Genomic DNA, 17,934 nt, shown 5'->3' with positions numbered 1-17,934 from the left:
ACCAAAATGGGGAAAGCCCATAGCAAGAGGGCGGCGCGGCGGTTTCCCGCTGCGTCGCCCTCTCATCCAGATCCGTTGGGGGATCTGTGCCCAAAGGTCGGTTTGCGACTTCGAACGCGGGGTTACCCGCAGGTTTCCGTCGCCGACCGTTGTCCCGCGGAGATGAAGGTCCCGGCTTGCGCCGCTTCCCATCCTCCGAGAACCTTCTGCCCGCTTCGCCGAACCCGTTTCCGTGTCCGTCAGCGCCGCAGTCCCTCTCGACCCCTTGATCTTTCCCCCGAACCCTCTATCAAGCAAGCGCCGCGATCTGCCCCGGTGTGAGCGAGGCGCCCAATTTCCGGGGATAACCTGTGGATGATTTGGGGATTTCGCGGCGTTTTCCCTTTAGAATCAGCGCGTGAAGATATCCACAGCAAAGCTGCTTGGGTGCGAATCGCCGCCGCGCCTTCTCCCGTCATCCTCGGGCTTGTCCCGAGGACCCATAGACTCCGTGGTGCGGGGAGTACTCAGCGGCGAAGTTCACGTCCTCTGCGGAAATGCGGAGATCATGGATCCTCGGGACTAGCCCGAGGATGACGGCGTTTGGATAGGGCTATCGACCCGACCGCAAGGGAAGAAGAACACCCCTACCGGCCCGCCTCCAGCGCCTCGCGCATTTCTTCCAGCGCCATCCAGTCCTGCTCGGCCTTGGCCAGTTCGGCCTGGGCGTGCGCGTGGGACTTGGTCATCCGGTCAAAGCCTGAGGGATCGCGGGTGTAGAGGGCCGGATCGGCCATGTCGGCCTCCAGCTTGGCGATCTTGGCCGGCAGGGTGACCATCAGCCCTTCGGCCTCCTTCAGCCGGTGCTGATCCTTGAACGACAGCTTGGTGGTCTTCTTCGGCTCGGGCGGGGGCGGCGGCGCCTTGGCCGCGGCCTTGGGCGCCGACGGGGCCGGGGGGGCCTGCGCGATCGCGCTGAAATAGCCGGGGTTCTGCCGCAGGAAGTCCTGCCAGCCGCCCGGCGTCTCCACCACGTCGCCGCGTCCGTTCAAGGCGATGGTGGAGGTGGCCAGCCGGTCGATGAAGTCGCGGTCGTGGCTCACCAGGATCAGCGTGCCTTCGAAGTCGGCCAGCAGGTCCTCGAGCAGGTCCAGCGTGTCCATGTCCAGATCGTTGGTGGGCTCATCCAGGATCAGCAGGTTGGCGGGGGTGGCCAGGGCGCGCGCCAGCAGCAGGCGGTTGCGCTCGCCGCCGGACAGGCTGCGCACCGGCTGGCGGATCTGGGCGTCGGTGAACAGGAAGTCCTTGGCGTAGGCGTTCACGTGCTTGGGCAGGCCGCGCACCATCACCTGGTCGCCCCCCAGCGGGGTCAGCACGTCGCGCAGCATCATGTCGGGCTTGAGGTCGGCCCGGGCCTGGTCGATATAGGCGATCTCCAGGTTGGCTCCCAGCTTCACCGAGCCCTCGTCTGGCGGGATCTGCCCCAGCAGCATCTTCACCAGGGTGGTCTTGCCCGCCCCATTGGGGCCGACGATGGCCACCCGGTCGCCGCGCAGGATGCGGGTGGAGAAGCTCTTCAACAGGGTGCGCTCGCCGAAGCCCTTGGCGATCCCCTTGGCCTCGATCACCCGCTGGCCAGACAGGCCGGAGGAGGCGATGCCCATGTTCATGTCGCCGCGCACCTCGCGCAGGCGTTCGACCTTGACCTGCCGCAGGTCCATCAGGGCTCGCCTGCGGCCTTCGTTGCGGGCCCGGCGGCCGGTGACCCCGCGCTGCAGCCAGTGCTCTTCCTGCTCCAGCTTCTTGTCGATCTTCCGCCCTTCCTCGGCCTCGGCGGCCATGACCTGCTCGACCCACCCATCGAAGGCGGCGAAGCCCTTGTCCAGGCGGCGGACCTTGCGGTGCTCCAGCCAGAAGCTGCGCTTGGTGGTGCGCTCCAGGAAGGCGCGGTCGTGGCTGACGATGACCATGGCCGCGCGGCTGGAGGCGAGCTCGGCCTCCAGGGTCTCGATGGCCAGGATGTCCAGGTGGTTGGTGGGCTCGTCCAGCAGCAGCAGGTCAGGGTCCTCGGCGAAGGCGCGCGACAGCGCCACGCGGCGGATCTCGCCGCCGGACAGGCCCGAGGTCGACTTCTCCGGATCGATGCCGAAAATGTCCAGGGCCGCCTGAGCCTGGTACTCGGCCGCACCGCCGGCGATGCAGTGCTCCAGCAGGGTGGCGCCGACGATCTCCGGCTCCTGCGGAACATAGGCGATGCGGGTCGCCGGCTGCACGGCGCGTTCGCCGTCGTCGGGCTGGATCTGGCCGGCCAGCATCTTCAGCAGGGTGGTCTTGCCCGCCCCGTTGCGCCCCACCAGGCAGGCGCGCGAGCGCGGATCCACCGACAGGTCGACCCCGTCGAACAGCATTTTCGGCCCGTCGGCCAGACGGACATTCTTCAAGGCGAGGATGGGTGGCTTCATGCGGCGTCCGACATAGCGACGCGAGGCGCGGAAGCAAGGGCTAGAACCCAATACCGCTCATCCCGGCGAAGGCCGGGACCCAGATTCACCTCCGACCTTCGGTCAGAATCCCGATGTTCCTGTGGTTCGTGTGGTTCGTGGACTGGCGGAAGGGCCTCGACGCCGCTCGGTCCAAGGAAGGGAACCCCACGAACCACACGAACAGTGGATCATGCCCAACCCTAGGGGATGAATCTGGGTCCCGGCCTTCGCCGGGATGAGCGGTGGATTAGAACGGAATGTCCTCGACCACCGGCTTCTCCGCCTCGGGCTTCGGCGCCACCGGATCGGGCGGGATCGCGGCTTCGGCGTCGCGGGCGGCGGCGGAGAATTCGTCGGACAGGCCCTGGTAGAAGTCGTTGCGGGGATCGGCCTCCAGCTCGGGCTCGGGATCGGGCAGCAGCCAGTCGAAGTCGCGGATCGGCAGTTTCTCGTGGGCCACCACCATGAACTGCCGCCAGATGGCCGCCGACATGACGCCCCCGGTGATGCGGTTCATCGGCTTGTCGTCGTCGTTGCCCACCCAGACCCCGGCCACATAGTCGGGCGTGAAGCCGACGAACCAGGCGTCGCGCCAGTTCTGGCTGGTGCCGGTCTTGCCCGCCGCCGGACGGCCGAAGTTGGCCCGCGTGCCGGTGCCGCCCGTGATCACCTTCTTCATCATCTTCACCATCATGCTGGCGCGGGCGATGTCGTAGGCGGGCACAGGCGACGAGGTCTGGTGCAGGAAGACCGGCTGGCCGCCGACGGTCTTGATCTCGTCGACCATGTACGGCGTGATCCGGGCGCCGCCGGTCTGGAAGACCTGGAAGCCGGAGACCATCTCGATCAGCGGCACCTCGTAGGAGCCCAGGGCCACCGACAGGTTCGGATTGGCCGGGATGGTGGTGATGCCGAAGCGGCGGGTCAGCTCGCTGATCGCCGGGCCGCCGACCTCCTGGGCCAGCTTCACCGCCACGGTGTTGATGGAGTGGGCCAGGGCCGTCTCCACCGTCACCGCGCCGCGATAGCCGCCGCCATAGTTCTCGGGCTTCCAGTCGCCGAACTTCACCGGTCCGTCGATGCGCACGTCGGTGGGCATGACGCCCTTTTCCAGCGCCGCGGCATAGACGAAGGGCTTGAAGGACGAGCCGGGCTGGCGCCTGGCCTGGACCGCGCGGTTGAAGACGCTGGCGTTGTAGTCGAGGCCGCCCACCATGGTGCGGATCGCGCCTTCCGAGGAGAGGGCCACCATGCTGGCCTGCGACGCGCCGGCGGCCTTGCCCTCGGTGGCGATCACCTGCCGCAGGATGCCCGCGCCGGTGGCCTGCAGCTTGGGATCGATGGTCAGGCGCACCATCAGGTCGGGCGAGTTGGGGCCGACGAGTTTCAGAACTTCGTTGGTGGCGTAGTCGAGCGCGTAGCCCATGTCCCCGTCATTGGCCAAGGCGTTGGGGCTGATCAGCGGCGGCCGCGCGGCGGCGGCGGCGGCGTCCGCCGCGGTGACCCAGCCCTCGCCTTGCATGCGCTCCAGCACCAGGCGCTGGCGTTCCAGGGCGCCGGCCATGTTGCGGTTCAGCGCCATGCGCGACGGCGCCTTGGGCAGGCTGGCCAGCAGGGCGGCTTCCGACAGGGTCAGCTGGCTGGCGGGTTTGCCGAAATAGGTGCGGCTCGCGCCGTCGATGCCGAAGGTGTTGGCCCCGAAATAGATGCGGTTGAGGTAGAGCTCGAGGACCTCGTCCTTGCTGAGCATCTTCTCCAGGCGCTGGGCCATGACGGCCTCCTGGATCTTCCGCGTCATGGTCTGGTCCGGCGTCAGGAACAGGCCCTTGGCCAGCTGCTGCGACAGGGTCGAGCCGCCCTCCACCACCCGGCCGGCGGCGTAGTTGGCGCGTGCGGCGCGTACGATGGCCCAGGGGTCGACGGCGCCGTGCTGATAGAAGCGGCGGTCCTCGGCGGCCAGGAAGGCGCGCGGCACATAGTCGGGAAGCTGGGTCAGGGTGACCCGGTCGCCGTACTTCGGCCCGCGTGCGGCGATCAGCGCCCCGGTCTTGTCGAAGAACTTGATCGCCGGCGCCCGGTTGATCGCATAGAGCGCCTCGCGCTCGGGCAGGGGCGGGATGTCCTTCAGATAGACCTGCTGGACATAGACCGCGCCCCCCAGCACCAGCAGGGCCCCCACCGCGGCGATGACCGCCAGCGTGGTCCAAAGCCAGTTGAGGCTCTTGGCCTTGCGGGGGCCGCCGCCGCCGAAGGTGAAGCCGCCGCCACCGGAGCCGCCGCCGCCGCGCTTGGCTTTCGGCGGCTTCTCGGCCTTCACCTTGGCGGTCTTCGGCTTGGGCAGATCGGCCCGGAAGTGCTCGACCGGCTCATCCACCGGCGCGGGCTCGTGCGCCGGCTCAGCCGGCGACGGCTGGCCGGGCTTGGAGTCCGGGAACTTGTAGGGGTCGAGATTCCAGTCGGGCACTTGGTCAAACGAATAAGGGGCGGCAGGGACGCTTTTGGTTTAGGACGCCTCTAGCATGGCGACGAGACCTTACTGGGAAACGAAATCACTCCGCCAGATGACGGGGCCTGAGTGGGAGAGCCTATGTGACGGCTGCGGGCTTTGCTGTCTTGTTCGCTTCGAGGATGAAGATTCCGGAGAGATCATACCCACCCGCGTGCATTGTCGCCTGCTCGACGCCCAGACCTGCGCCTGCAGTAACTATGCTGGGCGAAAGAAACATGTCCCCGACTGCATAAAATTGACCCCGCAGAATGTCGACCAGCTCGCCTGGATGCCGCTCTCCTGCGCCTACCGCCGCATTAATGAGGGCCGCGGCCTGGCCGACTGGCACCCCTTGATCTCCGGCGATCCCGAGAGCGTCCACCGCGCCGGCGTCTCGGTGCGCGGCGAAACCATCAGCGAGGACGAACTCAAGGACCCCGAGGACGCCATGGCCTATGTCGCCTACGACCTCATGGAAGAGCGCGGCGACGACTAGATATCAAGACCGTCATCCCCGGTCTTGTCCCGGGGACCTATGATCTCCGTCTCGCCTCAGATCGCGCGGCCTGGGCCGGGGACAATTGCTGCGCCACGGAGATCATGGGTGGCCGAGACAAGCCCGGCCATGACGATCAGGAGGGGCGGGGCTTCAGGAGCCCGATCCACAGCGTCGATCCCAGGAACACCACAATCCCCGCCACCGGGCCGATGACGCCGAGCATAGTGGTTGGGGCAGGGCTTCTCCCGTCCAGCGCGCCCACCAGGAAGGCCACGCAGGCCAGGCCGGCGATCAGCAAGGCCGCCGGGATCGCCGCCAGGAACCGCGAACGTCCGGCGTCCTCCAGCCGCTTGGCCGCCAGGCACAGCCAGCAGAACAGGCAGAAGAGTCCGAGATAGAACCGCATCTGCAACGGATGCAGCCCGCCCGCCACATAGTTGGCGAGATCAACGGCGAAGAGCACCAGCAACAGCACCAGCAGGGCGCGCCAGAAGCTCAAGGCTCCGATGCGGCCGCGCGGCCAGAGGAAGAGTTTGACAATGCTCATGGCGCCCCGATCCAGATGGCGCGAGGCTAACGGCTCGCCGCCGCCGCACGCATGTGGCATTTATACCACATCGGCTCTTGCGCGCCGGTTCAAACAGCCTAATTGAGGGCTGCGCGTTATCCCTGCGAACAGGAAGGTTTTTCTCTCTTGGCTGGCGATCCCTATCAGGAACTCGGTGTGTCCCGCGGCGCGAGCGCCGACGAGCTCCGCAAGGCGTTCCGCAAGCTCGCCAAGAAGCATCACCCCGACACCAATCCGGGCGACAAGGCCTCGGAGGAGAAGTTCAAGCGCGTCAGCGCGGCCTTCGACATCGTCGGCGACGTCGACAAGCGCAAGAAGTTCGACGCCGGCGAGATCGACGCTGACGGCCGTGAGACCGCGCGAGGCTTTGGCGGTGGGGGCGGCGGTCCCTGGGGTCAGCAGGGCGCTGGCTTTGGCGGCGGTGGCGGCTGGAGTCCGCGCGGCCAGGCTGAAGGCCCCGACATCGACCTCTCCGACATTCTGGGCGAAATGCTGGGCCGGGGCGGGCGCGGCGCCCAGGGCGGGCAGGGCGGCGGCTTCGGCGGCTTCTCCCAGCGCGGCGGCGACGTGCGCGCCAAGCTTGAGATCGACCTCGAAGACACCATCCACGGCCCCAAGAAGCGCATCGCCTTCTCCGACGGCCGCACCATCGACGTCTCCATTCCCAAGGGCGCGGAAGAGGGCCAGACCCTGCGCCTGAAGGGCCAGGGCTCCCCCGGCCGCTCCGGCCCCGGCGACGCCTTCATCGAAATGACCATTCGCCCGCACCCGCTTTACCGGCGGGAGGGCGACAACCTGGTGATGGACCTGCCGGTCTCCATCCCCGACGCCATCCTGGGCGGCAAGGTCCAGGCGCCCACCCCCGACGGCCCGGTCAATGTCTCGGTCCCCAAGGGCGGCGGCTCTTCTCTGCGGCTCAAGGGCCGGGGCCTGTCGGACGCCAAGGGCAAGCGCGGCGACTTGCTGGCCCGCATCGTCCTGGTGCTGCCCGAGACCATCGATCCCGAGCTGGAAGCCTTCGCCGAGACCTGGCGCGCCGAGCGGCCCTACACGCCGCGCCGCCGTTAGCGCTGATCTAGCCGTCTGGCCGACCCGTGTTATTCTGGCGCGAGAAGGGGACGGTCTGATGCTCCACGACAGCAAGATCCAGCCGATGCTGGCGACCACGAACCCCGAGGCCGCCAAGCGGTTCTATGGCGACCTGCTGGGCCTGCGCCTCCTGGAGGAGGATCGGTTCGCCCTGACCTATGACGGGGCCGACGTCCCGCTCCGCCTGAGCAAGGTGTCCGCCTTCTCGCCACAGCCCTTCACGGCCCTGGGCTGGCGCGTGCCCGACGTCCGCGCGGCGGCCAAGGACCTCGCGGCCAAGGGCGTCGTCTTCGAGCGCTTCGAGGGCATGGACCAGGATGAGGTCGGCGTCTGGACCCCGCCGGGCGGCGCGGGCGGCGTCTGCTGGTTCAAGGACCCTGACGGCAACCTGCTGTCCCTGTCCCACTAGGCGGCCCGATGCGTGATCCCGCCGCCGCCCTGCAGGCGCACCTCGACGCCAAGCCCGGGGCGGTGGGCGCCCCGCTGCCCTCGGCCAAGGGCGTCCTGCTCTACAAGCTCATGGGTAAGATGTTCGCCATCCTGACCGTGCGCGGCGATCCCTCCGTCATCCTGAAATGCGACCCCCACCTCGTGGAGATCCTCAAGGAACAGTACCAGGGTGTCGGCCACCGCAGCCACCTCGACCGCCGCTTCTGGATCTGCGTGACCCTGGACTCCGACGTGCCGCCGCAGGAGATCGAGCGGCTGGTGGGCGGCTCCTACGACCTGGTCCGCGCGGGCCTGACCCGCAAGCAGAAGGCCGAGCTCGACGCGCTCTCCTGAGCGCCCGATCCCTGGGCGTATCCCGCGCGCGCCGTGGTTGCATCCCGCACGCGGTTGCCTCTAAACCTTCGGCCCTTGGCGGGAGCCATCGGGAGATGACAATGTGGGCGGTTCTCGCAACTCTGGCGTTCGCGCTTCAAACCCCGTCCGAAGGCGGCGCCGCCCCGGAGCCGGTGACGGCCGCCATGGCTCAGGCGAACAAGGCGCGGGTCGCGACGCGGCCGGTCTACAAGTCCGGCCCGTCGCCTGACATCCCGGAAGCCGTCCGCGCCACCGGGGCGCACGGCAAGGTCGTGGTCTCCGGCGTCATTGGCGCCGATGGCCGGTTCACGGAGACGAAGGTGGCTGTGAGCAGCCGCTCCAGCCTGCTGGACGCCGCGGCGCTGGAACAGGTCTCCGCCATGATTTTCGAACCGGCGCGCGATGCCGAAGGGGTGGCCTTGAGTCTGCCCGCCAGAACCCCGCTGGAGTTCACCAACGCCAAGTCGGAAGGCAAGGGCGGTGGCGTGCTTCGCTACGGCTGCAGTCAGTTCGCCCGCGATTACGACTGGTGGTATGCGACCTGGCCCGCCACGGAGCATGACGATTTCTACTATCTGGTCCTCGGCCTTTCGGCCCTCAGCACGGCGTCCGCGAGCGGGCGGTTCGACGTCGCTTCCTTCGGCAAGGGCTACGAAGGCTTCGAGCCGCGCTGGAAGGCGGCGGTGGAGGCTTGCCGTAAGGCCCCGCAGCGGCTGTTCATCGACGTGTTCAAACCGGAAGGCGACTTTCTGCGGCGCGGCGCGGCCGGCCGCTGAGACCCGCCCATTCGCCTCCCACACGTCTCGCACGTGACAGACCGCCGCACCGCCTGCATAAACCCCTTATTCAGGCTGGGTTCAGTCGCGGGCCTTTAAACCGTTGGGCATGAAGCGTTCCATCGCCATAGCCGTCCTTCTCCTGGCGCTCACCCCGGTGGCGTCCCAGGCGCAGGGCTATCCGGACTACGGGCGGCCGTCCTACGGCGTCCACGGGGACCAGGATGAGGCCCGCGCCGCCGTGCGCGGCGGCCGTCAGGTGCCGCTGTCGCAGGTGATCGCCAGGATCGCCGCGCGCACGCCTGGCCGCCAGCTCAACACCACCATGGGCGACTCTTCCGGCCGCCCGGCCTATTTCGTTCAGTGGCAGACCCCCGACGGCCGGGTGATGATCTTCATCGTCGACGCCGAGAGCGGCCAGATCCTGTCACGCGAAGGCGGATAAGAGGAACACCATGCGTATCCTGCTGGTCGAGGACGACCCCGATCTGTCGCGGCAGCTGAAGGCCGCCCTCGGCGACGCCGGCTACGCTGTCGACCACGCCCCCGACGGCGAGGAAGCCCAGTTCCTGGGGGAGACCGAGCCCTATGACGCGGTGATCCTCGACCTCGGTTTGCCCAAGGTCGACGGGGTCTCGGTGCTGGAGCGTTGGCGGCGCGGCGATGTCGCCACCCCGGTGCTGATCCTGACGGCCCGCGGCGCCTGGAGCGAGAAGGTGGCCGGCTTCGACGCCGGCGCCGACGACTACCTCACCAAGCCCTTCCACACCGAGGAGCTGCTGGCCCGCCTGCGCGCCCTGCTGCGCCGCTCGGCCGGCCACGCCGCCCCCAGCCTGTCGGTGGGCGGCCTGCGCCTGGACCCCCGCGCTGCGCGGGCCACCGTCAACGGCGAGCCCCTGCGGCTCACCTCGCTGGAGTACCGCCTGCTGCACTATCTGATGATGCACCAGGGCCGGGTGATCAGCCGCACCGAGCTGGTGGAGCACCTCTACGACCAGGACTTCGACCGCGACTCCAACACCATCGAGGTGTTCATCGGCCGGGTGCGCAAGAAGATCGGCGCTGAGCGCATCGATACCGTGCGCGGCCTGGGCTACCGCCTGACCGCGCCGCCGGAAGAGCTGGAGGCCGGAGCGGCCGGCTCGTGACCTTCGAGGGCCTTCGGCGGCAATTCGAGGTGCTGCGCCGGCCCTCCCTGGTCCGGCGGCTGGTGATCCTGGCCGCCGGCTGGTCGCTGGCGGTGCTGGTGGTGACGGCCCTGGTGCTGGCCATGCTGTTCCAGCAGGCGGCCATCAAGCGCTTCGACCAGGGCCTGGCCGAGCTGATCGACAACCTGACCGCCGGCACCACCATCGACGAGAAGGCCGAGATTCTCGCCCCGGCCCTCACCGACCTGCGGGCCCTGCGCGCCTATTCCGGCAAGTACTGGCAGATCAGCGAGCCGGTGAACGGCGTGCTGAAGTCCCGCGTCCGCTCCCGCTCCCTGTGGGACAGCGAGCTGAAGACCCCGCCGGACCTCGCCCTTCGCCTGGCCGCCGACCCTGGCAAGCCGATCTTCTACGACACTCGCGGCCCCCTGAACGAACCCCTGCGGGCCATGGCCACCCGGGCCGAGCTGCCCGGCGGCAAGGCGCCGGTGGTGTTCATGGCCGCCGAGGACCGCAGCCCCGTCGACCGCGACATCCGCAACTTCGTCACCGCCACGGCGCTGGCCTTCCTGCTGCTGGGCGTCGGCATGGTGGCCGCGGTGGTGATCCAGGTCCGGGTGGGCCTCACCCCGCTGTTCGCCCTGCGCCACGAGGTGGCCTATGTCCGGCGCGGCAAGCGTGAGCGGATCGAGGGCGCCTATCCCACCGAACTGAAGCCGCTCGCCGACGAGCTCAACGCGCTCATGGCCCACAACCAGGAGGTCGTGGAGCGTCAGCGCACCCACGTCGGCAACCTGGCCCACGCGCTGAAAACCCCGCTGTCTGTGATGCTCGCCGAATCTCAGGCCCAGCCCGGCCCGCTCGCCGAGGTGGTGACCCGCCAGTCGGAGGCCATGCGCCAGCAGGTCGACCACCACCTGCGTCGCGCGCGCGCGGCGGCCCGCACGCAAGGCTCTGGCGAACGAACTTCGGTGGCCGATGTGCTGGACGAATTGTCGCGCACTTTGGAGCGAATCTTCCAGGACAAGGGGGTCACCATCGACTGGGACGCCGAGGACGACCTCTATTTCCTGGGGGAACGGCAGGACCTGTTGGAGTTGGCCGGCAACGCCATGGAGAACGCTTCCAAGTGGTGCAAGTCCCGCGTCCGCGTCCGCACCGAAGTGATTTCCCCCGAGCGGCTAAGGCTTTCCGTCGAGGATGACGGCCCGGGCCTGACGCCGGAGGAACGCGAGGCGGCAATCCAGCGTGGCGCCCGGCTGGACGAAAGCGCCCCCGGTTCGGGCCTTGGCCTCAACATCATTGATGAGCTGGCCCGCGCCTATGGCGGGTCCCTGACCTTGGCCCAGGCCCGCCTTGGCGGCCTCGCCGTGATCCTGGAACTTCCCCGGGCCGAGGCTTGATTCCTCAGCCTTCGGAAAGCCTTAACCCGGCTGGAACCATGTTCTCCATGACGCGTGCCCCCGATCGCGTCTGGAGCGTTGCAATGCCCGGTCTGTCCGACCGCAAGATTGAAATTGTCCGCCATCTGGTGGAGTCCGCCCCCGACAAGGTCGTGGGCGGTCTGCAGAACGCGCTCGCCGCCGCGTCGGGTGACTCGGTGCTGGCCGGTGTCCGCCGTCTGGTGGAGACCGAGGTCGCCGACCGCCGCCTGCGCAACGCTGTCCTGTCGCCCATCGCGCCCCTGTGTGTGGCCGGGATCGACAAGGACCACATCAGCTTCCCGCCCCGTGTCCTGGCCCTGATCTGGCATGGCCTGAAGGCCAGCTGCCCGGCCGAGGTCGTCAGGGCCGAACGCGCGCTGGCCGACTACCGCCCCGACGAGAGCTCCGCCGAACCCTTCGACATCCTGGTGACCGCCGCCGCCGACGCCCTGCGCGAGCGCGAGCCGCGCGACTTCGGCGCCGCCGCCGACCTGGCCGACGCCAGCCGCGCGGGCGGCGCCGAGCTGCTGCTCTCCTGCCTGGCGCTCGCGCCCATCATCCGCGAGGCCACCCTGCGGCTGCCCGACTGGATCAGCCGCACCACCGAGGAGCGGGCCGCCGCCGCCCGCCTGGCCTATAAGGACGCCGTGGTCATCTCCGATGACGCCGGCCCCCGCTTCTTCGAGATGCTGGCCGCCCAGCTCGCCGAGCCCTGGACCATCCTGCGCATCGTCTCGGCGGTGATGGACCACCCGACCGAACACTATCTGGCGGCGTCGGAGTTCTCGGTCTTCGCCGAGCGGCTCATGGACGAGATCGACAAGAACCTCGGCAAGGTCGTCAGCTTCGACCTCTCCGGCGGGGCCCAGGCCGGCCGCGACGCCGGCGCCGTCGTCGAACTGATCACCCTGCAGATCGCCGAGATCGAGAACTCCGTCGAGCTCGGCAAGGAAGGCGGCTGGGGCGGCCGCGTCCAGAAGCAGAAGAAAAGCCTGGCCGGCGTCGTCGAGGGCCGCCTGCGGGAGTGCGACAAGGTCATCGGCGCGGCCCTGCCGTCCCACGCGGTGCGCGTCGCCCGCGCGATGAAGAGCCTGCCCCGTTTCACCGGCCCGCCGGAGGAGATCGCCGTCACCCGCGCCGTCACCCTGCTGACCTTCATCGAGTCTGTCCGCTCCAGCGCCAACTATGGCGGCTTCGCCTCCAGCCGAACCAAGACCGTGGAGAAGATCGGCGAAACCATCGACGATTACGTCGAGGAGGCGCTGTCCCTGATCCGCGAGGGCGAAGTCGCAGACCCGGAGATCGCGCGCGCCTTCCTCACCGTCGCCGCCGACTGCTCGACCCTGCTGCGCGACCCCCGCTCCGGCGACGTCATCCGCCGCCGCGCCACCGCGGCGCTGGGCGCGATCAAGCCGGCCGCGGATAGCGCGGCGGCTTAGTCCGGCCGACCGCGCGCCGCCCGGTCTCCGATACGCCTTGAGGCCGGCGCCCGGGCCGTTGAGTTCGCCGCCGGCGGGGCTAAGCTGCCCCCGACCTAGACCCTACGGAGACCACGACATGGCTGACCTCCAGCGCCTGCCGGCCAATGCGCCCATCGCGGCGGTGATGGCGGTTCTGGACCGTGACGGCGCCCTGATCCTGGAGGGGGTGATTTCGCCCGAGCAGGCCGCCGTACTGGCCGATGAGTTGCGGCCCTATGTGGCGGCGACCCAGCCGGGTCAGGACGCCTTCACCGGGTTCAAAACCACCCGGACCGGGGCCCTGGTGGCCCGCTCGCCGGGGTGCCGCACAGCCATCCTCGACCCCCGCATCCGGGCGATCTGCGATGCGGTGCTGCTGCCCAACTGCACGAGATACCAGCTGCACCTGGGCCAGCTCATCCGCATCATGCCCGGCCAGCCGGCCCAGCCGATCCACCGCGACCGCTGGGCCTGGGGCCAGTACCTGAAGGGCGTCGAGCCGCAGCTCAACACCATCTGGGCGCTCACCGATTTCACCGCCGAGAACGGGGCGACCCAGGTCGTTCCCGGCTCCATCGACTGGCCCGACAACCGCAAGGCGAGGCCCGAGGAGATCTGCCGGGCGACGATGAAGGCCGGCTCGGTGCTGGTCTATACGGGCACGGTGTTCCACGGCGGCGGGGCCAATACCGGCGACAGCGACCGCTGGGGCCTGAACATCACCTATGCCCTGGGCTGGCTGCGCCAGGAGGAGAACCAGTATCTCTCCTGCCCGCCGGAGATCGCGCGGACCCTGGACCCCGAGCTGCAGCAGCTGATCGGCTATGCCATGGGCTCCTACGCCCTGGGCTACTATAGCCCGCCCCTGCCCCCCGGCGAGGGCCCGGAAGTCGTGCCGCCGGACTACGCCCTCACCGGCGATGCGGCCGGGTCGCAGCTGGGATCGGCCGAGTTGCTGGGGGCGATCAACGCCCAGGTGCGCGGCGGCTGACGCGCCGCCTCAGCAGGTGGCCAGGAAGGCGTAGCGGTTGAGGCTGAAGAAGAATTCGTCGCGGGCGATCAGGGCCTGCTGATCGGCTCCCCAGGCCTCGACCTCCTCGGGGGCCAGACCGGCGCGTTCGGCGTTGGCGCGCACGAAGTTCGAGATGCTGCGCATCATGCCCCCGGCATAGCTGACCGGCTGCCAGCGGGTCGACAGCATGGGCAGGATCTCCACCCGGCGGACGGTGAAGCCGGCGGCGCGCAGCAGGGGGCCCAGCCGGGCCGGCAGGTGCGGATCGGCCAGGTGGGCGTCCCAGCAGGCCAGGACACGGGCCATGCGGGCCTCGTCGGAGGAATGCCAGACGAGACTGCGCCAGTCGGTGTCGAGGATTAGGGCCCGGCCGCCGGGAACCAGGACCCGGCGCAGCTCGGCCAGGGCGGCGGGCATGTCGGCGACATACTCATAGACCTGGGTGGAGACCGCCGCGTCGAAGCAGGCGTCGGGGCCGCCCAGGGCGGTGGCGTCGGCCTGGCGGCAGCTCGCCTGCGGGAAGGCCGCCAGCCGCTCGGCGGCGGCCGCCACCATGGCCGGCGACAGGTCCAGCCCCACCAGCGTCCCGCCTTCCCCCACCAGGCGGGCGAGGTCATAGGCCAGCAGGCCGGGGCCGACGCCCACATCCAGCACCCGCTCGCCGGCCTGGGGGGCCAGCAGGTCGAGCACCCGGGCCCGCTGGGCGATGACATCGGGGGTCAGGTAGATGGCTTCCAGCGCCTTGGCGGCGGCGGCGTCAAAGGTCAGTTGGGCCACGGGCGCCTCCAGGGATCGGCCCAGACCTACACGGGGTCTCGCCCCGGGCCCAGACCTCAGTCGACCTCGACGGAGGTGTCTCCGCTCTTGCGGTCGTAGCTGATCTTCGCCACCGAGATCTTGCAGAGGCTCAGGGCGTCCCACTCGGCGGACTCCCCGTTGTCATAGACCACCTTCAGATCCCAGAGGCAGGCGTCGGTGTCGCGGGAGAAGGTGATCTCCGTGCGATCGCCGTCCGCCAGCACGTCGCGGCCCAGGACGTCCTCCTCCCAGTCCTTGGCCCGGGTCGGGGAGACGAAGACCTGGTTGAGGGTGTAGCCGGTGGCGTTGACCAGGGTGAAATCCTGGTCGCCCGCGACCGCCGGACTCCCCAGGGCGAAGGCCGCGACGGCGGCCAGGACCAGACGCTCAATCCTCATACCCAGACCCCATGCTCCAAATCCCCTCGCCAAGCGCCCCGCGGCGGCCCGCCCAGAGCCTGGCCGCCATCAGGCTGAAGGCGCGCCGGTCGCCGCCATCCTGTTCATAGCCCAGGCAACCGTAGGGCAGGCATCCCTGTCAATCATGATCCGCGACCCCATTCCGGTGACAGAGCATTCAATACTCAACTTGATCAGTGAATGCGGTGACAGCATAGCAATTACATAATTAAGCTGGTCCCGATCCATGCAATCGATAACGCGTCACCGTAATCCGGGCGGTCCTACGCAACTCGTTGCTGCCCGACCGATCTTCCAACATGAACTTCCATCGGGACGGCGGTCAGGATGCATCCCGTTGTAGATGCCAGCAGCGCCGACCAAGGCGATGAGGAAAATAGCCAGTGCCGCGACCATGATGTTGACCAAGGCATGGCGTCCACGGGGGTATCGATCCATGACGTCAAGCTGAGGCCCGTTCGCAGGGGAGGGCAAGGTCTCCTTCCCACCCATCTGCGACCTCGACGGGGTCCGCTATCCGGCAATTTAGGACGGCTGTTTGCGGCGACGGCGCTTCGGGCTGACGACCCATAGCGGACGTTGAAGGCAAAGCTGACTAACGTCGCCTCACCTCGTTCACACGGGAGCGCTCACCGGCTCAAATGCCCTGATTTATACGCATGCAAGAAGGAGCAGGCCGATGCCTAGCGCAGGCGCGCCACCATCACCGCGGTCATCTTGGAGCCGGGTAGGATCGGCGCTTCCTGGATTGCCACCAGACGGAGGCTATGGGCTTTGCGGCCGCGCAACTGTTTCATCGCCTCGCCTATAGGGATCCCCTGGCGTGTGCCGTCGGGCCGCTGCTCGAAGACGAAACCACTCTGCTGCTGGGTCAGAGCCTGGGCGGCGCCCACGCCCAACATCGCTGCGGTCCGCGTCGGCATGTCATCTACCGACGGGTGGGCGGCTATCGCGCAGATATCTACGAGCCCTTCGGGTCGCTGGATCGTGCCGACCATCAGGACCCACAACTCCCCCTCGGCGACCTTCCACAGGGCCCGGGCGCTTGTGCCACCTGACTGGGCCATAGCCGCCTCCAACGAGGCCGGCGGCGAAACGAACCCGTCGGCCCTTGCCCGCGTCAAGGTCTGTTCAGCGTCAGGCGCGCCTAGGCAATAGTATTCCGTTCGCGACAGAAGGCCCTGGGCCATCTCGCCCTGCTCCTGGCTTGGCGTGCGAGACTGCGCCTCGGCTGCGCCCGCGCCCATCAACACGCTCGCGAGCGTCAGCCCTGCGAGAAAACCTGCCCGCCCCATGTCGCTCTCCCCCGATCCCAGGCGCCAGTTAGCGTGCGCCGGCTCACGGAGCAACGCCACGGGCGAGATCGGCCCGGGTTGGTGGGACTCTAAAGAACTCCAGAGATTGAGGGGGCAGCGCCCCAATGTCCGCTTCGTGGCAGGATGCCGAGGTCGCCTGCTGGCGCAGATTTGAAATTGACCGAGATCAGTTCGAACGCTCGCTTCCCACCCTTTGGAAAAGTCGGCGGGGTCCGGTTTCCGGCGATCTGGCGGAATGTCTGCTTCCGGCGGCCTTGCTCGGGACCGCTCGCGACCCCCTACGCGACTCTCTGAGCGCCTCCCAACGGCTCCGCATTGCGCTCGGTAAAGCTAAAGCGGACTATGCGCTGAAGCTTGTCGAAGTTGGGCTCGGTTATGGCTGCGAGGCTTCTCAAGGCAGTGTTTTGGGGAACATTCGCTGCCGCGATACTCCCGGTGCTCCTACTCATTTATACTTCCGTTTCAGACCACTGGAGATCACCAGACGCGCTCCCGCTTTATGCACAGCTCGGGATCGCCTTCCCCGTCTCGCTGGGCCTCGTTACGACCGCCACCTTACTCGTCGGAGTACCCGGCAGAATGGCCTTACGCCGCCTCGGCATGGAGAGCACAGCGTCTTACGTGATCATCGGCGGGCTGGGAGGAGCCGGCTTCGTCACGGTGCTGCTCGCGCTCATAGGGGCGGGCCTGCACATAGAAGTCCTGTCCATAGCCACGTTCAGCGGGGCGGTGACGGGCTACATGTGGGAGCATTCGCGTCCGGGCGGTGAGCGAATTGCGCAGATCGCCATCGGGATCGGTCGTCACGCTGTCACGCCACGGCGCGTGTCGAGGGCTGAGATCGCAACGCCGCGTTGGCCGCCAACCACGATTCCAGCCGGCGAAATCAGAATCCCGCCAGTCGCGTTCGTGATGACACTGTGCGTCATGGCGCTGACGATGATCGTCGCGGCCGGGGCGGAGGGCCTTTTCGATTGGCTTCCCCGCCAGGACTATTTCCCGCCCCACTACCGAACAACGCGCGTCCAGTGTCTCGCCGAGCGCCGCGTCGAGGCCACAGAACCGACCTTGATCGTCGATGATATTGAGGCGGAATGGTACCAGAAGTTTTGGCGCGCCGCTCAGGAGCCCTCGCTCTACCTAGCCTCTCGTACATCGCCGAAGACGACGTTGACCTATCGCTTCACTTGGCTTCGCACCTTCCACCAGCCGGTCATCGTTCGCGTGGACGAAACCGCCGACGGGGGCTGGAGGCTGCGGGCGAAGCAATTATCCGGACACGGCGGCTACAGTCCGGGCGGGGTGCAGAAAGTCGTTGATCGGCGGCTCTCGGACGCGGAGGCTGCCAAGCTTCGCCTCACAATGTCGGCGAGCCGCGTCTTTGAGCAGCCGCAGATTGGCTGCCAGGAAGGCACGGACGGCTCGCGCTGGCTGCTCGAGGCGAACGACCACGGCCGCTACCGCTATTTGAACCGATGGACTCCGGAGAGCGGCTCGGTCCGCGAGACCGGACTGATCATGCTCGGCTTCACGGGGTGGACGTTCGAACGGGTCTATTAGGTTACGGTGACAGTGCATTTAATTCCGCGAGGAGTTGGACGCACTGTCCCGGCAAAGGCCTGCGCGGGGGCCGACTCCTCAACCCCTGCTGCGCGACCCCCGCGCCGGCGA

Annotated in this window: 17 protein-coding genes; 11 read left to right on the top strand and 6 right to left on the bottom strand. The window is 68.2% G+C overall.

Features of this window, described 5'->3' with window-relative positions; translation table 11 throughout:
* Positions 1-626: 626 nt before the first annotated feature.
* Positions 627-2,441 (bottom strand): ABC-F family ATP-binding cassette domain-containing protein, encoded by a 1,815-nt coding sequence (locus tag JKL49_RS15910; RefSeq protein WP_215341600.1) that lies wholly within the window; start codon positions 2,439-2,441, stop codon positions 627-629.
* 268 nt (positions 2,442-2,709) lie between these two features.
* Positions 2,710-4,926 (bottom strand): multimodular transpeptidase-transglycosylase PbpC, encoded by a 2,217-nt coding sequence (pbpC, locus tag JKL49_RS15905; protein ID WP_215341599.1) that lies wholly within the window; start codon positions 4,924-4,926, stop codon positions 2,710-2,712.
* A gap of 55 nt (positions 4,927-4,981) precedes the next feature.
* On the opposite strand from pbpC, the gene JKL49_RS15900 reads away from it, so the two are divergent.
* The gene (locus JKL49_RS15900) at positions 4,982-5,446 is read left to right on the top strand and encodes a YcgN family cysteine cluster protein (RefSeq protein ID WP_215341598.1); all 465 of its coding nucleotides are present in this window, start codon (positions 4,982-4,984) and stop codon (positions 5,444-5,446) included.
* A gap of 136 nt (positions 5,447-5,582) precedes the next feature.
* Here JKL49_RS15900 and JKL49_RS15895 read toward each other — a convergent pair whose 3' ends face one another.
* Positions 5,583-5,996, bottom strand: coding sequence for a DUF805 domain-containing protein (locus JKL49_RS15895; RefSeq protein WP_215341597.1), 414 nt, complete (start codon positions 5,994-5,996; stop codon positions 5,583-5,585).
* A gap of 147 nt (positions 5,997-6,143) precedes the next feature.
* Here JKL49_RS15895 and JKL49_RS15890 point away from each other — a divergent pair, with 147 nt between their 5' ends.
* The 9 genes from JKL49_RS15890 (at position 6,144) to JKL49_RS15850 (ending at position 13,709) form a co-directional block, all read left to right on the top strand.
* Positions 6,144-7,085 (top strand): DnaJ C-terminal domain-containing protein, encoded by a 942-nt coding sequence (locus JKL49_RS15890; protein WP_215341596.1) that lies wholly within the window; start codon positions 6,144-6,146, stop codon positions 7,083-7,085.
* Between the two features lie 58 nt (positions 7,086-7,143).
* Complete coding sequence (locus JKL49_RS15885; protein ID WP_215341595.1) at positions 7,144-7,515, top strand: VOC family protein; 372 nt, start codon at positions 7,144-7,146, stop codon at positions 7,513-7,515.
* An 8-nt stretch (positions 7,516-7,523) separates the two neighbouring features.
* Positions 7,524-7,889 carry an MmcQ/YjbR family DNA-binding protein gene (locus JKL49_RS15880; protein ID WP_215341594.1) on the top strand — a complete coding sequence of 122 codons (366 nt, stop codon included), beginning with the start codon at positions 7,524-7,526 and terminating at the stop codon, positions 7,887-7,889.
* A gap of 101 nt (positions 7,890-7,990) precedes the next feature.
* Positions 7,991-8,686 carry a TonB family protein gene (locus JKL49_RS15875; RefSeq protein WP_215341593.1) on the top strand — a complete coding sequence of 232 codons (696 nt, stop codon included), beginning with the start codon at positions 7,991-7,993 and terminating at the stop codon, positions 8,684-8,686.
* A 109-nt stretch (positions 8,687-8,795) separates the two neighbouring features.
* A complete protein-coding gene (locus JKL49_RS15870) occupies positions 8,796-9,131 on the top strand; it encodes a PepSY domain-containing protein (RefSeq protein WP_215341592.1) in 336 nt (111 codons plus the stop codon).
* A 10-nt stretch (positions 9,132-9,141) separates the two neighbouring features.
* A complete protein-coding gene (locus tag JKL49_RS15865) occupies positions 9,142-9,834 on the top strand; it encodes a response regulator transcription factor (protein WP_215341591.1) in 693 nt (230 codons plus the stop codon).
* On the top strand, positions 9,831-11,237 hold the full coding sequence (locus JKL49_RS15860) for a sensor histidine kinase (protein WP_347340397.1): 1,407 nt from the start codon (positions 9,831-9,833) through the stop codon (positions 11,235-11,237). The genes JKL49_RS15865 and JKL49_RS15860 overlap by 4 nt, the downstream gene beginning before the upstream one ends.
* Before the next feature lie 83 nt (positions 11,238-11,320).
* The gene (locus JKL49_RS15855; protein WP_215341590.1) at positions 11,321-12,697 is read left to right on the top strand and encodes a hypothetical protein; all 1,377 of its coding nucleotides are present in this window, start codon (positions 11,321-11,323) and stop codon (positions 12,695-12,697) included.
* 118 nt (positions 12,698-12,815) lie between these two features.
* Positions 12,816-13,709 carry a phytanoyl-CoA dioxygenase family protein gene (locus JKL49_RS15850; RefSeq protein WP_215341589.1) on the top strand — a complete coding sequence of 298 codons (894 nt, stop codon included), beginning with the start codon at positions 12,816-12,818 and terminating at the stop codon, positions 13,707-13,709.
* Positions 13,710-13,718: 9 nt separating this feature from the next.
* Here JKL49_RS15850 and JKL49_RS15845 read toward each other — a convergent pair whose 3' ends face one another.
* The 3 genes from JKL49_RS15845 to JKL49_RS15835 form a co-directional block, all read right to left on the bottom strand.
* Positions 13,719-14,507: a methyltransferase domain-containing protein gene (locus JKL49_RS15845; RefSeq protein ID WP_215341588.1), complete on the bottom strand. Its 789-nt coding sequence runs from the start codon at positions 14,505-14,507 to the stop codon at positions 13,719-13,721.
* Between the two features lie 56 nt (positions 14,508-14,563).
* Positions 14,564-14,926: an argininosuccinate lyase gene (locus tag JKL49_RS15840; RefSeq protein WP_215341587.1), complete on the bottom strand. Its 363-nt coding sequence runs from the start codon at positions 14,924-14,926 to the stop codon at positions 14,564-14,566.
* A 704-nt stretch (positions 14,927-15,630) separates the two neighbouring features.
* The gene (locus JKL49_RS15835; protein WP_215341586.1) at positions 15,631-16,242 is read right to left on the bottom strand and encodes a hypothetical protein; all 612 of its coding nucleotides are present in this window, start codon (positions 16,240-16,242) and stop codon (positions 15,631-15,633) included.
* A gap of 600 nt (positions 16,243-16,842) precedes the next feature.
* Between JKL49_RS15835 and JKL49_RS15830 the strand changes: the two genes are divergently transcribed.
* Positions 16,843-17,823: a hypothetical protein gene (locus JKL49_RS15830; protein WP_215341585.1), complete on the top strand. Its 981-nt coding sequence runs from the start codon at positions 16,843-16,845 to the stop codon at positions 17,821-17,823.
* The last annotated feature ends 111 nt before the right edge of the window (positions 17,824-17,934 follow it).

The organism is Phenylobacterium glaciei (assembly GCF_016772415.1).
Classification (GTDB): Bacteria; Pseudomonadota; Alphaproteobacteria; order Caulobacterales; family Caulobacteraceae; genus Phenylobacterium; species Phenylobacterium glaciei.
Note: the sequence above shows the minus strand (reverse complement) of the source record. Positions and strands in the feature narration are given on the sequence as shown.